At 68.7% G+C, this 15364-nt stretch carries 14 protein-coding genes; 9 read left to right on the forward strand and 5 right to left on the reverse strand.

What is annotated here, in order from left to right:
• Window positions 1-27 precede the first annotated feature (27 nt).
• Window positions 28-726, reverse strand: a complete 699-nt coding sequence (locus ACQ4LY_RS03280) for a GTP pyrophosphokinase (protein ID WP_056310262.1) — start codon at window positions 724-726, stop codon at window positions 28-30.
• A gap of 106 nt (window positions 727-832) precedes the next feature.
• Between ACQ4LY_RS03280 and ACQ4LY_RS03285 the strand changes: the two genes are divergently transcribed.
• From ACQ4LY_RS03285 to ACQ4LY_RS03295, 3 genes are all read left to right on the forward strand, one after another.
• Entirely contained in the window at window positions 833-1192 is a 360-nt protein-coding gene (locus ACQ4LY_RS03285) for a nuclear transport factor 2 family protein (protein WP_431074554.1), read from the forward strand.
• A 105-nt stretch (window positions 1193-1297) separates the two neighbouring features.
• On the forward strand, window positions 1298-3385 hold the full coding sequence (locus tag ACQ4LY_RS03290; RefSeq protein ID WP_431075742.1) for an APC family permease: 2088 nt from the start codon (window positions 1298-1300) through the stop codon (window positions 3383-3385).
• 175 nt (window positions 3386-3560) lie between these two features.
• Window positions 3561-4148, forward strand: coding sequence for a GNAT family N-acetyltransferase (locus ACQ4LY_RS03295; protein WP_431074555.1), 588 nt, complete (start codon window positions 3561-3563; stop codon window positions 4146-4148).
• Between the two features lie 19 nt (window positions 4149-4167).
• On the opposite strand, the gene ACQ4LY_RS03300 is transcribed toward ACQ4LY_RS03295, so the two are convergent.
• The 4 genes from ACQ4LY_RS03300 to ACQ4LY_RS03315 form a co-directional block, all read right to left on the reverse strand.
• The gene (locus ACQ4LY_RS03300; protein WP_431074556.1) at window positions 4168-5346 is read right to left on the reverse strand and encodes an SLC13 family permease; all 1179 of its coding nucleotides are present in this window, start codon (window positions 5344-5346) and stop codon (window positions 4168-4170) included.
• Between the two features lie 32 nt (window positions 5347-5378).
• Complete coding sequence (locus tag ACQ4LY_RS03305) at window positions 5379-5735, reverse strand: YciI family protein (protein ID WP_431074557.1); 357 nt, start codon at window positions 5733-5735, stop codon at window positions 5379-5381.
• A complete protein-coding gene (locus ACQ4LY_RS03310) occupies window positions 5732-7006 on the reverse strand; it encodes an RNA polymerase sigma factor (RefSeq protein WP_431074558.1) in 1275 nt (424 codons plus the stop codon). The genes ACQ4LY_RS03305 and ACQ4LY_RS03310 overlap by 4 nt, the downstream gene beginning before the upstream one ends.
• Window positions 7007-7101: 95 nt before the next feature.
• Window positions 7102-7293, reverse strand: coding sequence for a hypothetical protein (locus tag ACQ4LY_RS03315; RefSeq protein ID WP_431074559.1), 192 nt, complete (start codon window positions 7291-7293; stop codon window positions 7102-7104).
• Window positions 7294-7579: 286 nt separating this feature from the next.
• On the opposite strand from ACQ4LY_RS03315, the gene ACQ4LY_RS03320 reads away from it, so the two are divergent.
• Genes ACQ4LY_RS03320 through ACQ4LY_RS03345 form a run of 6 tightly spaced genes read left to right on the forward strand, consistent with a single transcriptional unit; the run spans window position 7580 to window position 15361 of the window.
• Window positions 7580-7669, forward strand: coding sequence for a potassium-transporting ATPase subunit F (locus ACQ4LY_RS03320; RefSeq protein ID WP_056276367.1), 90 nt, complete (start codon window positions 7580-7582; stop codon window positions 7667-7669).
• On the forward strand, window positions 7669-9354 hold the full coding sequence (gene kdpA, locus ACQ4LY_RS03325) for a potassium-transporting ATPase subunit KdpA (protein ID WP_431074560.1): 1686 nt from the start codon (window positions 7669-7671) through the stop codon (window positions 9352-9354). The genes ACQ4LY_RS03320 and kdpA overlap by 1 nt, the downstream gene beginning before the upstream one ends.
• A 1-nt stretch (window position 9355) precedes the next feature.
• Window positions 9356-11506, forward strand: coding sequence for a potassium-transporting ATPase subunit KdpB (gene kdpB / locus ACQ4LY_RS03330; protein WP_431074561.1), 2151 nt, complete (start codon window positions 9356-9358; stop codon window positions 11504-11506).
• A 53-nt stretch (window positions 11507-11559) separates the two neighbouring features.
• A complete protein-coding gene (kdpC, locus tag ACQ4LY_RS03335) occupies window positions 11560-12159 on the forward strand; it encodes a potassium-transporting ATPase subunit KdpC (protein ID WP_431074562.1) in 600 nt (199 codons plus the stop codon).
• 14 nt (window positions 12160-12173) lie between these two features.
• Window positions 12174-14693, forward strand: a complete 2520-nt coding sequence (locus ACQ4LY_RS03340; RefSeq protein WP_431075743.1) for an ATP-binding protein — start codon at window positions 12174-12176, stop codon at window positions 14691-14693.
• On the forward strand, window positions 14690-15361 hold the full coding sequence (locus ACQ4LY_RS03345; protein WP_120494959.1) for a response regulator: 672 nt from the start codon (window positions 14690-14692) through the stop codon (window positions 15359-15361). Before ACQ4LY_RS03340 ends, ACQ4LY_RS03345 begins: the two co-directional genes overlap by 4 nt.
• Window positions 15362-15364 lie beyond the last annotated feature (3 nt).

Raw genomic sequence — 15364 nt, forward strand, 5'->3', positions numbered from 1 at the left:
GCGTCCCCGCGCAACACGGCGGGCGGGTCAGACCTGCACGACGTGCGGGGGCGGCGGCGGGGCGAGCTGACGCTGGGGCACGCCGTGGGCCTCGCGGTGCAGACGCTCCATTCGGCTGTCGAGTTCGGCCGCGGCCTCGGCGGCATCCGTCAGGCTCTCGACGAGGTGCGACGGCACCTGGTTCGAGAACTTGTAGTAGATCTTGTGCTCGAGGCTGGCCCAGAAGTCCATCGCGATGGTGCGGAACTGCACCTCGACCGGCACCGACAGGGCTCCGGTCGACAGGAAGACCGGCACCTCGATGATCGCGTGCAGGCTCTTGTAGCCGTTGTCCTTCGGGGTCGCGATGTAGTCCTTGACCGTGACGACGGTCACGTCGTCCTGCGCGGTGAGCAGATCGAACAGACGGTAGACGTCGGCGACGAAGCTGCAGGTCACGCGCACACCGGCGATGTCGGTGATCTCGGCGCGGATGCGCTCGAAGTCCGGCTCGGCGATGCCCTTGCGGGCGATCTTCTCGACGATGCTGTCGGGAGTCTTCAGCCGGCTCTTGACGTGCTCGATCGGGTTGTACGCGTGGTGGTGGGTGAACTCGTCACGAAGGATCGAGATCTTCGTCTCGACCTCCCGCATCCCGAACTCGTATTCGCGCAGGAAGCGCTGGAACTCATCGCGGAGCTCCCGAGTCTGCTGGATGGCGTCATCGGTGACCTGGAGGGACGTCATGTCTTCGACGTTACGCGTCCGTGATCGGAAGTGGCTGTGCATCGTCGATGAGAAATCGGGTCGACCCCCGTTGACGATGTCTGAGCCCGGGTCTAGAACGGAGGACATGACCAGCGCAGGAGAGAAGTGGACCGAAGCGTACGTCGAGGCCTGGAAGTCGAACGATCCCCAGCAGATCGCGGCGCTCTTCAGTGAGGACGCCACGTATCTGACGAGCCCCGATTCCGAGCCGAGAGTGGGCCGAGCCGACATCGTGGCGGGCTGGCTCGAGGATCTCGACGACCCGGACTCATGGTCGTTCGAGTGGTGGATCGTTCGCGAGGATGCCGGTTTCGTGGCGATCGAGGGGCGGACGAAGTACCCCTCCGAACGCGACTACCTCAACCTCTGGATCGTGCGTCTGGACGACGAGGGTCGGGCGACAGAGTTCACCGAGTGGTACATGCCGCGGCCGCACGAGGACTGATCGGTCGCACGCCCTCGCACCGGACCCGTAAGGATTCCGTGAGGACGGCGCATGCGGCCGTAGGGATTCCGTGAGGAACGCGTGAGGAAGGCGTTCGCGGGCGTAGTGTCGCCCGACGTGTCAGATGAATCCCGGGACAACACCGACGCCCCTCCCCGCGCCAAGCGCATCCTCATCGGCGACCCGCTGACGAGCGAGCAGGTCGACGATCAGCTGCTCCCGAAGAAGATGGCGCTGCCGATCTTCGCGTCGGACGCGCTGAGCTCTGTCGCCTACGCACCGCAGGAACTCGTGATGATCCTGCTGATCGGCGGCCTGACGTTCCTGTCGTTCACGCCGCTGGTCGCGGTCGCGGTCGTCGTGCTGCTGATCGTGGTGGTGCTCAGCTACCGCCAGCTCATCAAGGCCTACCCGTCGGGCGGTGGCGATTACGAGGTCGCGTCGAAGAACCTCGGCGAGATCCCCGGCGTCATCGTGGCGGCCGCTCTGCTGGTCGACTACGTGCTCACGGTCGCCGTGTCGGTGGCATCCGGTGTCGACAACATCATCTCGGCCGTGCCGGGACTCGATCCGCTGCGGGTCGAGTTGGCGGTCGGCTTCGTGATCCTGATCATCCTCGTGAACCTGCGCGGTGTGCGCGAGGCATCGCTCGTGTTCGCGATCCCCACCTATGTCTTCATCGCCTCGGTCGTCTTCATGATCGTGACGGGACTCATCCGCACGTTCCTCGGCGATGCGCCGGTCGCCTCCAGCGCCGAGTTCGCGGTGAACGCCGAGAACCTCGGCCAGGCGGCGGTCATCCTCCTGATCCTCCGCGCCTTCTCGAGCGGATGCTCCGCCCTCACCGGCGTCGAGGCCGTGTCGAACGGCGTGCCCGCCTTCCGCACCCCGAAGGTGCGCAACGCGCAGTCGACGCTGGTGCTCATGGGCTCGATCGCGGCCTGCCTGTTCGCCGGTCTCACAGCCCTCGCCCTGATCACCGGCGTGCACTACGCCGAGAACCCGTGCGACCTGATCGGCTTCGACTGCTCCAACCCGCAGCCGAGCCTGATGGCGCAGATCGCATCGGCGACGTTCGGCGGCGGCAGCATCATGTTCTTCATCATCCAGGCCGCGACCGCGTGCGTGCTGCTGCTCGCGGCGAACACCGCATTCAACGGCTTCCCCCTGCTCGGCTCGGTGCTCGCCCGCGACGGCTACGCACCGAAGTCGCTGAACACCCGCGGCGACCGTCTCGTGTTCTCGAACGGCATGATCGTGCTCGGCATCGCCGCGATCGCCGTGCTCGTGATCTTCCAGGCGAAGCTCACGACGCTGATCCAGCTGTACATCATCGGTGTGTTCGTGTCGTTCTCGCTGGGGCAGATCGGCATGGTGCGGCACTGGAAGCGCGTGCTGCGGGGTCCCGTCGAGAAGACGCCGGGCTCGGGGATCGATGGTGCTTCGGCATCCGATCGCCGCTCGGCGAAGATGGGCCTGATCATCAACTCGCTCGGTGCCGCGATGACGGTCACGGTGCTGCTGATCGTGACGATCACCAAGTTCACCCACGGCGCCTACCTGGTGTTCTTCGCGATCCCCGTGCTCGCCTTCCTGATGATGGGCGTCAAGCGGTACTACCGCGATGTGGAGCATGAGATCGCGATCGACGACACGACCAAGTTCGGCGCCACCGGCGACCTCGCGATCGTGCTCGTCAACCGGCTGCAGAAGCCGGTCATCAAGGCGATCGACTATGCGATCGCCGCGAAGCACGGCAAGACGCTCGCGGTGCACGTCGCCGTCGCATCCGACGACGCCACCCAGCTGCAGAAGGACTGGGCCGACCATCTCGTGCCGATCCCGCTCGTGATCGTGGAGTCGCCGTACCGGTCGTTCGCCCAGCCGGTGTCGCAGTTCATCAAGCAGTACCGCGAGAAGCACGGCTCATCGGTCGTCACCGTATACCTGCCGCAGTACATCGTGGGGCACTGGTGGGAGACGTTCCTGCACAACCGCCGCTCGCGCCGCCTCGCCAACCAGCTCATGCTCGTGCACGGGGTGTCGATCACGCTCGTGCCGTGGCTGCTCGACTCGTCGGAGCTCATCTACGGTCGGCGCTCGCGGCCGCTGCCCGGGCAGGAGCGCGCAGGCCGCCCTGTCGTCGTGAACGGACGCCGTGCGCACCGACCTGAGGGACCGCCCGAGAGCTGACGCAGCTCCGGCTCCCACTCGCACCTTCCGGTCGCAGTTCGTGCCGCCCGGGCTCCCTATCGCACCTTCCGGTCGCAGTTCGTGCCGCCCCCGAGCGATCTCGGCGGCACAAAGTGCGACCGGAGCGGGCAGGAGGCGGATGCTGGCCGCGCAGCCGCCTCCGTAGGCTGGGTCGATGACCGATTCGCCACACGCCGATGTCTGGCCCGTCCGCACCGAGCGCCTGCAGATCCGGCCGATGACCGCACCCGACATCGATGCGATGTGGGCGTGGCGGCAGCTGCCCGACGTGAACCGCTGGCTGGGCCTCGCGCCCGACACGATCGAGGCGTTCCGCGAGCGGTACCTCGACCCCGAGCGGCTCGCCTCGATGCACATCGTCGAACTGGTCGCGGAGAACGGTGAGGCGACCCCGATCGGCGACCTCATGATCAGGATCGGCGACGGGTGGGGTCAGCTCGAGGTCGCCGACCAGGTGAAGTGCGTCGAGGCTGAGCTCGGCTGGGTGCTCGATCCCCGCTACACCGGGCGCGGCTATGCGACCGAGGCGATCCGCGCGGTGATCGGCGTCTGCTTCGGCGCGCTGGGGCTTCGCCGGGTGCACGCCGGATGCTTCGCCGACAACGAGCCGTCGTGGCGCCTGATGGAGCGGCTCGGCATGCGGCGCGAGGAGTTCAGCCGCAAGACCGCGCTGCATCGCTCGGGCGAGTGGCTCGACGGCATGAACTACGGCATCCTCGCGGAGGAGTGGGCGGTCAGCTGACGGTCGCGGCCGCAATCTGTCAGCCCGAGACCAGCGCGAGCACGAGCGTCGCCGCCAGCACCGTCGGCACGGCGACGATCGCACCCCAGAGCATGAGGCTGCCCCAGCGGATCTCGACGCCGAGCGACACCACCCGGTGATGCCACAGCAGGGTCGCGAGAGATGCCCAGGGCGTGATGAGCGGGCCGAGGTTCACGCCGATCAGCAGCGCCATGAGCGCGACCGGGTCGCCGGCTGCGGGTTCGAGGATCAGGTAGGCCGGCAGGTTGTTCACGCCGTTCGCGGCGAGCGCGCCGGCGGCCGAGAGACGCAGCAGCTCGGCGGGCGCGTGTCCGCTGGTCGCGAGGACCGACAGGAAGTCGAGGATGCCGTTCGCATGCGCCGTCTCGACCACGACGAACAGCGCCGCCGCGAGGCCGATCGCCTGCCACGGCACGAGCGACAGTCGCAGCACGTGTCGACGCCGGATGCCGAACAGCACGAGGAGCATCACCGCGGCGACGGTCGCGGGGATCCAGACGTCATGGGTCAGTGCGAGCAGCGGCATCAGCAGCAGAAGCACACCGGCGGCGCCCCAGAACAGCACGCGGTCAGACGGCTCTCCCCCGGACGGCACCCGGTACCCGCCGAAGAGGGTGCGCCGGTGGCGAAGAGTCAGCACCAGCACGGGCACGAGCACGCCCACCAGCGTCGGCGCCCAGCTCAGCGCGAGGAACGAGAGCGGGTCATCGCCGATCGCTCGTGCGGCCAGCAGATTGGTGAGATTCGAGACCGGCAGGGCGAGCGATGCGGTGTTCGCGAGCCACACGGTCACGAGCGCGAAGGGCAGCGGCGGGATGCCGACACTCTGCGCGAGCACGACGACGACAGGTGTCACGATCACCGCGGTGGTGTCGAGCGAGAGGAAGATGGTGCTGATCACTGCGAGCACCACGACCGACACCCACAGCAGGATGACCCGCCCGTGCCCCCAGCGCGCGAGGCGCTGGGCGACCACGTCGAACACGGCCGCATCGCGCGCCAGTTCGGCGACGATCGTGATCGCCACGACGAACCCGAGCACCGGCGCGATGCGGGCGCCGAGCGCCCCGGCATCCGCCCGCGGAAGGATGCCGGAGACGACGCAGACGACTGCGACGGCGATGAGCACCAGGACGATGATCGTCCCTGCACTCAGCCGCCGTCGCGTCGCACTCACTCGCTGAGTGTAGATCCGTCAACCTGTGACGTTCAGTCCTCGTCCCAGGGGAGCTTCACCACCGGCAGGATGTAGACCCGGCCCATGACGGCGGTCGGATGCTTCGCCATGAAGGTCGCTGCCTCGTCGATCGACTCTGCGGTGAGGAGGTCATAGCCCGCGAACCACTCCTTGAACTCGGGGAACGGGCCGTCGGTGACGAGCACCTTGCCGTCTCGCACGGCGACCGACTTCGCCTCCTCGGGCCCGGCGACGGGTGCGCCCTCGCCCAGGCTGCCGCCAGCCCTGCCCTCTTCGGCCCAGTCTTCGAGCAGGCGCTGATCCTCTCCCTGAGACATCGTGCCTCCGGTCGGATCGGTCATGTGGATCACGAGGTACTTGTTGCTCATCTGCTCTCTCCGTTCGATGCGGTCCCGGGCGTTCCGGGTGCGGGAGGCGTCGCCAGTTCGTCGCGGCGCCGGGTCAGGTGGATGATCTCGGCGGCGTTGTCGGCCAGCGCGATCGCACGTGCGTACGCGTCGCGGGCCTCTGCCTCGCGGCCCGCGGCTCGCAGCAGTTCGGCGCGCGTCACGTGGAACCCGTGGAAGTGGTCGAGCACGTCGTTCAGCTGCTCGACGAGCGGCAGCGCCTGCTCGGCCGAGTCCCGCTCTGCGAGCGCGACCGCCTTGCTGAGCTTCACGACCGGGCTGGGGTCGATCCGCTCGAGCTGTTCGTAGAGTTCGACGATGCGCGCCCAATCGGTGTCGGCGGCATCCTTCGCTCGCACGTGCACTGCGTTGATCTCGGCCAGCAGCCGATGACGACCGGGCGCCGCAGGCAGCGGCTCTTCGAGAAGCGCGAGCCCCTCCCCGATGAGCTCGTGGTTCCAGGTCGCGCGGTCCTGTTCGTCCAACCGCACCAGCTCGCCCTCGGTCGTGACTCTCGCCGTGGCGCGCGCCTCGCTAAGCAGCATCAGCGCCAGCAGACCCGCGACCTCCGCGTCGTCGGGCAGCAATTCGCGGAGCAGCCCGGTGAGCCTGATGGCCTCGCTAGTCAGCTCCCGACGCAGCGCGGGCACGCCGGCCCCGGACGCGAAATACCCCTCGTTGAAGACGAGGTAGAGCACGGCGAGCACTCCGTCGATCCGGACCGGAAGGTCGTCGGCCGCCGGCATCCGATACGGGATCCGCTCTGTCTTGATCTTCGCCTTGGCCCGGGTGATGCGCTGCCGCACCGTGGACTCCGGGATGAGGAACGCCCGCGCGATCTCCTCGACGGTGAGACCACCGACGATTCGCAGAGTCAGGGCGACACGCGCCTCGAGCGAGAGCGCCGGGTGGCAGCAGGTGAAGAGCAGTCGCAGGCGATCGTCGTCGATGACTCCTGTGGGCTCCGGTGGTTCGGGATCCTGCAGCATCAGAGCCTCCCGCTGCTTGGCATCGCGGAACGACTCCCGGCGGAGCCGATCGATGGCCTTGCGATAGGCCGTGGTGGTGATCCAGCCGGCAGGGTTGGGGGGAACGCCCTCCTCCGGCCAGAGCTCCGCGGCTGCGGCGAAGGCCTCTGCCGCCATCTCCTCTGCGAGGTCGAGATCACCGCATCGTCGGGTGAGACCACCGACGATGCGCGCCCACTCGTCGCGGTAGACCTGCGTGACGCGCGCCGCGACGTCGGCGTTCACCGAGAACCCTCGGTCCGACCTCGTCGCTGCATCACTCAGATTCTCTCCGTCCGCACGATCGAGCAGGCTCTGCGCCGAGCCTCCTCTCCCGTCGATCATCCCGGTTCCCCGCTTCCGCCGGAAGAGATGCGTTCCCAGAGGCCGCGAGCGCGCTCACGGAGGGAAGGACGCCGGATCAGGCTCGGATGCTCGAGCGCCGCCCGACGTCGCATGATCTGCTCCTCGGCTTCCTCCGCCTCGAGTCGGTAGACCAGGTTCGCCACCATCGGGTCGTTGTACACAGCCACCACCGCGTCTCTCGTGTCGTGGGGCGACCGCGTATCGGTCGCCTCCACCTTCACCACGAACGCCGATACCCGGATGCGACACCGAGGGGAGAGAAAAGTTCACACGAGCCCGAAATGTGAGCAACTCGCATGCATCGCGCAGACCCCCGTAGGCAAAACGTGAGGATCGTCATATTCCGGTCTGCACGGGAGTTGTATCGAGTCTCGTGCTCGACATCATCTACATCGCGCTGACTCTCGCGCTGTTCGCCCTCGTCTCCCTGATCGCTGCGGGGGTGGAACGACTGTGATCGTCTTCGAGATCATCGCCGCCGCCCTCGCCGTGGCCGCCGTCGTCTACCTCGTGGTGGCTCTCGTCGCCCCGGAGAAGTTCTGATGGGCGCCGGTGCCGACATCTGGTTCGGCATCCTGCAGGCCGCCGTCCTCATCATCGCCCTCGTGCTGCTGTACCGCCCGGTGGGCGACTACATGGCCCACGTCTTCAGCACCCCGCGCGACCTGAAAGCCGAGCGCGGCCTGTACCGACTGATCGGCGTCGACCCGGCATCCGAGCAGACCTGGCGGGCCTACGCCCGCAGCGTGCTCGCGTTCTCCGTCGTCGGCCTGCTGCTCGTCTACGGGCTGCAGCGTCTGCAGGGCTTCCTTCCCGAGTCGCTCGGACTCCCGGCCGTTCCCGAGGGGCTCGCGTTCAACACCGCCGCGTCGTTCGTCGCGAACACGAACTGGCAGTCGTACTCCCCCGAGCAGACCATGGGCTACACCGTGCAGCTCGCGGGCCTCACGGTGCAGAACTTCGTCTCGGCCGCCGTCGGGCTGGCCGTCGCGGTCGCGCTGATCCGCGGACTCTCCCGCCGCGGGTCGACCACGATCGGCAACTTCTGGGTCGACCTGATCCGCGGACTCGGTCGCATCCTGCTGCCGATCGCACTGATCGCCGCCATCGCCCTGATCGCGGGCGGCGTGGTGCAGAACTTCGCCGGCTTCACGGACGTGACCACCGTCTCCGGAGGCACGCAGACCATCCCCGGCGGACCGGTCGCCTCACAGGAGGCCATCAAGCTGCTCGGCACGAACGGCGGCGGATTCTTCAACGCGAACTCCGCCCATCCGTTCGAGAACCCGACCGGCTGGACCAACCTGCTGCAGATCCTGCTGATCCTCGTGATCCCGTTCGCACTCCCCCGCACGTTCGGTCGGATGATCGGCGACAACCGCCAGGGCTACGCGATCGCCGCCGTGATGGGCACGATCTTCCTGGTCTCGACCGTCGCGCTCTCTGCCCTCGAACTCGCCGGCCGCGGCAGCGCCCCCGAACTCGCGGGTGCCGCGATGGAGGGCAAAGAGGTGCGGTTCGGCATCCTCGGCTCGACCCTGTTCGGCAGCGCCAGCACGTTGACGTCGACCGGCGCCGTCAACTCGATGCACGACTCGTACACGGCGCTCGGCGGCATGATGCCGATGCTCAACATGATGCTCGGCGAGGTCGCCCCTGGAGGCGTCGGATCGGGTCTCTACGGCATGCTCGTGCTCGCGATCATCGCGGTGTTCGTCGGCGGACTGCTCGTCGGCCGCACCCCCGAGTACCTCGGCAAGCGCATCGGCCCGAAGGAGATCAAGCTCGCGAGCCTCTACATCCTCGTGACGCCGACCCTCGTGCTGGTGGGCACCGCGCTGAGCTTCGCGATCCCCGGCATCCGCGAGGACGTCGAGGCGACCAGCATCCTGAACCCCGGCGTGCACGGCATGAGCGAGGTGCTCTACGCCTTCACCTCGGCGTCGAACAACAACGGCTCCGCCTTCGCCGGCCTCACCGCCAACACCCCGTGGTTCAACACCGCACTGGGCATCGCGATGCTGCTCGGCCGGTTCCTGCCGATCGTGCTCGTGCTGGCGCTGGCAGGGTCGTTCGCCGCACAGCAGCGCGTGCCGGAGAACACCGGAACCCTGCCCACGCACCGACCGCAGTTCGTCGGCCTCCTCGCCGCCGTCACGGTCATCATCACGGCACTCACCTACTTCCCCGTGCTCGCACTGGGACCCCTCGCTGAAGGACTCGTCTGACATGACCATGACCACCACACCCTCCGAGACACCGTCGGAACAGCAGGATGCTCCGGCATCCGCCCGGACCGCACCGCCCCGATCGTTCGGCTGGGCGCAGCTGACCCAGGCCCTGCCCGGCGCGCTGCGCAAGCTGAACCCCGCATCTCTCGTGCGCAACCCCGTGATGCTGCTCGTCTGGGTCGGCGCCGCGTTCACCACCGTGCTCGCGATCGCCGAGCCGTTCCTCGGCGGCCCCGCCGACTCGGGCGGAACCCCGGTGCCCGCACCGTTCACCTGGGGCATCGCGATCTGGCTGTGGCTGACCGTGCTGTTCGCCAATGTCGCCGAGTCGGTGGCCGAAGGCCGCGGAAAAGCGCAGGCCGCGAGCCTGCGCAAGACCCGCACGAGCACTATGGCCCGGCGCGTGGTGCGCTACGACGCCGGAGCGGATGCCACGGCCGAGCACACCGAGACGCTCGACGTCTCGTCCGCCGAACTGCAGCGCGACGACATCGTCATCGTCACGGCGGGCGAGCTGATTCCGGGCGACGGCGACATCGTCGCGGGCATCGCGACCGTCGACGAATCGGCGATCACGGGTGAGAGCGCCCCGGTCATCCGCGAATCCGGCGGCGACCGCAGTGCCGTCACGGGCGGCACGCGCGTGCTGTCGGATCGCATCGTCGTGCGCATCACCTCGAAGCCCGGCGAGACGTTCGTCGACCGCATGATCGCTCTCGTCGAGGGCGCGAGCCGCCAGCGCACGCCGAACGAGATCGCGCTGAACATCCTGCTCGCGAGCCTGTCGATCGTGTTCGTCGTCGTGGTGCTCGCACTCAACCCGATCGCCTCGTACGCGGCCTCGCCCGTCAGCATCCCGGTGCTGATCGCCCTGCTCGTGTGCCTGATCCCGACCACGATCGGCGCCCTGCTCTCGGCCATCGGCATCGCCGGCATGGACCGCCTCGTGCAGCGCAACGTGCTCGCCATGTCGGGTCGCGCGGTCGAGGCCGCAGGAGATGTCACGACCCTGCTGCTCGACAAGACCGGCACCATCACCTACGGCAACCGCCGCGCCCACGAGGTGCTGCGGCTCGGAGGCGTCGACCCCGACGAGCTGCTGCGCGTCGCCGCCCTGTCGTCGCTCGCCGACCCGACCCCTGAAGGCGCCTCGATCGTCGAGCTGGCGCTGAGCCGCGGCATCCGGATCGACGAGCCGGCGGATGCCGTGGTCGTGCCGTTCACCGCGCAGACCCGCATGTCGGGCCTCGACCTGGCCGACGGCACGCAGATCCGCAAGGGCGCAGGCTCGGCGATCAGCGCCTGGCTCGGACTCAGGTCGGATGCCGAACTCACCGGCCTCGTCGACGGCGTCGCCTCGAGCGGTGGCACACCGCTGGTGGTCGCCGTGAAGCGTGCGGCAGGAACCGGCGAGGTGCTCGGCGTCGTGCACCTCAAGGACATCGTGAAAGACGGTCTGCGCGAGCGGTTCGAGGAGCTCCGCAGCATGGGCATCCGCACGGTCATGATCACCGGCGACAACCCGCTGACCGCCGCCGCGATCGCGAAGGAGGCGGGAGTCGACGACTTCCTCGCCGAGGCGACCCCCGAGCAGAAGCTCGAGCTGATCAAGCGCGAGCAGGAGGGCGGGCGGCTCGTCGCGATGACCGGAGACGGCACGAACGACGCTCCCGCTCTCGCCCAAGCCGACGTCGGCGTCGCGATGAACACCGGCACGTCGGCGGCGAAGGAAGCCGGCAACATGGTCGACCTCGACTCGGATCCGACTAAGCTCATCGACATCGTGCGCATCGGCAAACAGCTGCTCATCACACGAGGCGCGCTCACGACGTTCTCGCTCGCGAACGACATCGCCAAGTACTTCGCGATCATCCCGGCGATGTTCATGGGTGTCTTCCCGGGGCTCGCGGCGCTCAACATCATGCAGCTGCACTCTCCGGCATCCGCCGTCACCAGCGCGATCATCTTCAACGCGATCGTGATCGTCTTCCTCATCCCGCTCGCACTCCGAGGGGTGAAGTACCGGCCGGCGAGCGCCTCGCAGATCCTGCAGCGCAACCTGCTCGTCTACGGCCTGGGCGGGGTGATCGCGCCGTTCATCGGCATCAAGCTGATCGACCTCGTCATCACCCTCATCCCCGGTTTCTGAGCGCGTGTCGACTCGCTCCGCTCGCTCAACGACCGACTTCTGAAAGGCCTCACATGTCCTCCTCCCGCACCCTGGCCCGCACCACCGGCGTCGCGATCCGCGCGATGCTCGTGCTCACCCTCGTGCTCGGCGTCGGCTACACGCTGGTCGTCACCGGCATCGGCCAGCTGCTGCTGCCGTTCCAGGCGAACGGCTCTCCGCTGGCCGACGACAAGGGCAGCTCGCTGATCGGGCAGTCCTTCACCGATGCCGACGGCGAGGCGCTTCCCGAGTACTTCCAGTCGCGTCCCTCTGCAGCCGGCGACGGCTACGACGGCGCGGGCTCGAGCGGCAGCAACCTCGGGCCCGAGAACCCCGACCTCGTCGCGGCCATCGGCGAGCGCCAGGCGGCCATCGCCGAGCGCGAGGGCGTGAGCGTCGATGCCGTGCCGGCGGACGCCGTGACCGCATCGGGCTCGGGTCTCGACCCGCACATCAGCGTCGCGTATGCCCTGCTGCAGGTGCCGCGGGTGGCGGCCGAGCGCGGCCTGCCCGAGCAGCAGGTGCGCGACCTCGTGGAGTCTAGGATTCAAGGGCGGGATCTGGGATTCCTCGGCGAGGAGCGCATCAACGTCGCCGAACTCAATCTCGCGCTCGATGAGCAGGAGGGCTGATGACGCCAGAGCGGATGCCGCGGCGCGGCCGACTCCGCGTGCTGCTCGGTGCGGCCCCCGGTGTCGGCAAGACCTTCGAGATGCTCGTCGAGGGGCGCCGACTGCTCGACGAGGGCCGCGATGTGGTGATCGCGATCGTCGAGACGCATGAGCGCGCGGCGACCGCGGCGCAGACCATCGGCATCCCCGAGGTCCCGCGGCGCACCGACCTGCACCGGGGCGTGCCGCTGAGCGAGATGGATCTGGATGCCGTGCTCGCACGCCGCCCCGAGATCGCCCTGGTCGACGAGCTCGCTCACACGAACACCCCCGGGTCGCAGAACCAGAAGCGCTGGCAGGACGTCAGGATGCTGCTGGACGCCGGCATCGACGTCGTCACGACCGTCAACGTGCAGCACATCGAATCGTTGAACGCGGTGGTCGAGAAGATCACCGGCATCGCGCAGCAGGAGACGATCCCGGATGCCGTGGTGCGGGCGGCCGACGAGATCGAGGTCGTCGACCTCGCCCCGCAGACGCTGCGCGACCGTCTCTCGGCCGGACTCGTCTACCCCGCCGAGCGGATCGACGCGGCGCTGTCCAACTACTTCCGCCTCGGCAACCTCACCGCGCTCCGCGAGCTCGCACTGCTGTGGCTCGCCGACGAGGTCGACAGCGCACTGCGCAGCTATCGCGCCGACCACGGCATCGAGGGCACCTGGCAGGCGCGCGAGCGCGTGGTCGTCGCCCTCACCGGAGGCCCCGAGGGCGAGACGCTGCTGCGCCGAGGGGCGCGCATCGCGGCGCGGTCGGCCGGAGGCGAGCTGCTCGCGGTGCATGTCGCCGCGCAAGACGGACTGCGCGACGAGACCCCCGGTGCTCTCGCAGCGCAGCGCTCTCTGGTCGAGTCGCTCGGCGGCAGCTTTCACCAGATCATCGGCGACGACATCCCCGAGACCCTCGTCGAGTTCGCGCAGGGCGCGGATGCCACGCAGCTCGTGATCGGCGTCAGCCGCCGCGGCCGACTCGCGGCGGCGCTGACCGGACCGGGCATCGGATCCGAGGTCATCCGCCGCTCGGGTGACATCGACGTGCACATCGTGACCCATGCCGCCGCGGGCGGACGCGTCGCACTCCCCCGCATCACTGGCGGGGCGCTCGGGTGGCGACGACAGGTGCTCGGGTTCGCGGTGGCACTCGTCTTCGGACCGCTGCTGTCGTGGGCGATGTTCGCGTTCCGCAGCCCCGAGTCGATCACCGTCGAGGTACTGGCCTTCCAGCTGCTCGTCGTGATCGTGGCCCTGGTCGGCGGAGTGCGCCCCGCCGTCTTCGCGGCGGTGCTGTCGGGAATCACCCTCGACTTCCTGTTCGTCGCCCCGCTCTTCACCATCACGATCGCGCATCCGCTGCACGTGCTCGCCCTCGCGCTGTACGTGACGATCGCCATTCTCGTCAGCATCATCGTCGACCAGGCGGCCCGGCGAGCCCGCACCGCGCAACGTGCCGCCGCCGAAGCCGAACTGCTCGCGGCTGTCGCGGGGAACGTGCTGCGCGGAGACAATGCCGTGCTCGCCCTGGTCAGCCGCACCCGCGAGGCTTTCGGCCTCACCGGCGTGAGACTGCTCAGCGCCGACGGCGAGGTGCTGGCGAGCGACGGCGAACCCGTTCCCGACGGACGCGCGACGACGATCACGGTCGGCTCGGGCCCCGCTCCCGCCGTGCTCGAACTGCATGGCGAACCCCTCGACACTCCCGCCCGACGCCTGCTCGATGCGATCGTCGCGCAGCTCGCCGCAGCGATCGAGCACACCGACCTGCGGGCGACCGCTCGCGAGGTCGCGGCCCTCGCCGAGACCGACCAGGTGCGAAGCGCACTGCTCTCGGCGGTCAGCCACGACCTGCGTCGACCGCTCGCCTCGGCCGTCGCCGCGATCGGCGGGCTGCGCGGGGCGCACTCGCTGTCGGCATCCGACCGCGAAGAGCTGCTCGCCACCGCCGATGAGAGCCTCGCGACCCTGTCGTCGCTCGTGACCGACCTGCTCGACGTCAGTCGGGTGCAGGCCGGAGTGCTGGCCGTCTCGACCATGCGACTCGATGTCGCTGGCCCCGTGCTCGCCGCCGTCGACGAGCTGGGTCTCGGTCCGTCTGATGTCGAGCTGGCGCTGGACGCCGACCTGCCAGCCGTCTCGGCCGACCCGGTGCTGCTGCAGCGTGTTCTCGTGAACGTGGTCGCCAACGCGTACCGCCACTCGCCCGCCGAGAGCCGGGTCATCGTCTCGACGAGCACGATCGGCGACCACGCCGAGATCCGCGTCATCGACCGCGGCGCCGGGGTTCCCGTCGAGAAGCGCGACGAGATCTTCCAGCCGTTCCAGCGACTCGGCGACACCGACAACACGACCGGCCTCGGCCTCGGCCTCGCTCTGTCGCGCGGATTCGCCGAGGGCATGGGCGGTACCCTGACACCCGAGGACACCCCCGGCGGTGGACTCACCATGGTCATCTCGCTGCCCCTGGCGGCAGAGCCCGATTCCCTGCAGGAGGAGACGGAGTGAAGCTCCTCATCGCCGACGACGACCCCCAGATGGTGCGCGCATTGCGCATCACGCTCGCCGCCCACGGATACGAGGTGGTCGTCGCCCCTGATGGCGCCGCCGCCGTGGCCGCCGCCGCGCAGACGCATCCCGACCTCATCATGCTCGACCTCGGCATGCCGCGGCTCGACGGCATCGAGGTGATCCAGGCGCTCCGCGGATGGACGAACGTGCCCATCATCGTCGTGTCGGGCCGCACAGGGTCGGCTGACAAGGTCGAGGCGCTGGATGCCGGAGCCGACGACTTCGTCACCAAGCCGTTCCAGGTCGACGAGCTGCTCGCGCGGCTGCGTGCACTGTCTCGGCGATCGGTGCCGGTGGGCGGGGAGTCGACCGTCGGGTTCGGCGACGTCGTGGTCGACCTCGCGACCAAGACCGTCACCCGCGCCGGCGCGCGCGTGCACCTGACGCCGACCGAATGGCGCATGCTCGAGCACCTCGCCCGGCATCCAGGCGCCCTGGTCACTCGGCAGGATCTGCTCAAGGAGATCTGGGGCAGCGAGCAGGTCTCCGACTCGGGGTACCTGCGGCTCTACATGTCGCAGCTGCGCAAGAAGCTCGAGGCCGAGCCCAGCACGCCGGTGCACCTGCTCACCGAGTCGGGCATGGGCTACCGGCTCGTGCTCTGAGCC

Origin of the sequence: Microbacterium phyllosphaerae, assembly GCF_050628115.1 — a bacterium.
Classification (GTDB): Bacteria; Actinomycetota; Actinomycetes; order Actinomycetales; family Microbacteriaceae; genus Microbacterium; species Microbacterium phyllosphaerae_A.

Excerpts from the sequence above, each read along its gene's own strand:
- ACQ4LY_RS03280 (WP_056310262.1), bottom strand. The coding sequence starts at position 726 with ATGACGTCCCTCCAGGTCACCGATGACGCCATCCAGCAGACTCGGGAG.
- ACQ4LY_RS03285 (WP_431074554.1), top strand. The coding sequence starts at position 833 with ATGACCAGCGCAGGAGAGAAGTGGACCGAAGCGTACGTCGAGGCCTGG.
- ACQ4LY_RS03295 (WP_431074555.1), top strand. The coding sequence starts at position 3,561 with ATGACCGATTCGCCACACGCCGATGTCTGGCCCGTCCGCACCGAGCGC.
- ACQ4LY_RS03305 (WP_431074557.1), bottom strand. The coding sequence starts at position 5,735 with ATGAGCAACAAGTACCTCGTGATCCACATGACCGATCCGACCGGAGGC.
- kdpA (WP_431074560.1), top strand. The coding sequence starts at position 7,669 with ATGGGCGCCGGTGCCGACATCTGGTTCGGCATCCTGCAGGCCGCCGTC.
- kdpB (WP_431074561.1), top strand. The coding sequence starts at position 9,356 with ATGACCATGACCACCACACCCTCCGAGACACCGTCGGAACAGCAGGAT.
- kdpC (WP_431074562.1), top strand. The coding sequence starts at position 11,560 with ATGTCCTCCTCCCGCACCCTGGCCCGCACCACCGGCGTCGCGATCCGC.
- ACQ4LY_RS03340 (WP_431075743.1), top strand. The coding sequence starts at position 12,174 with ATGCCGCGGCGCGGCCGACTCCGCGTGCTGCTCGGTGCGGCCCCCGGT.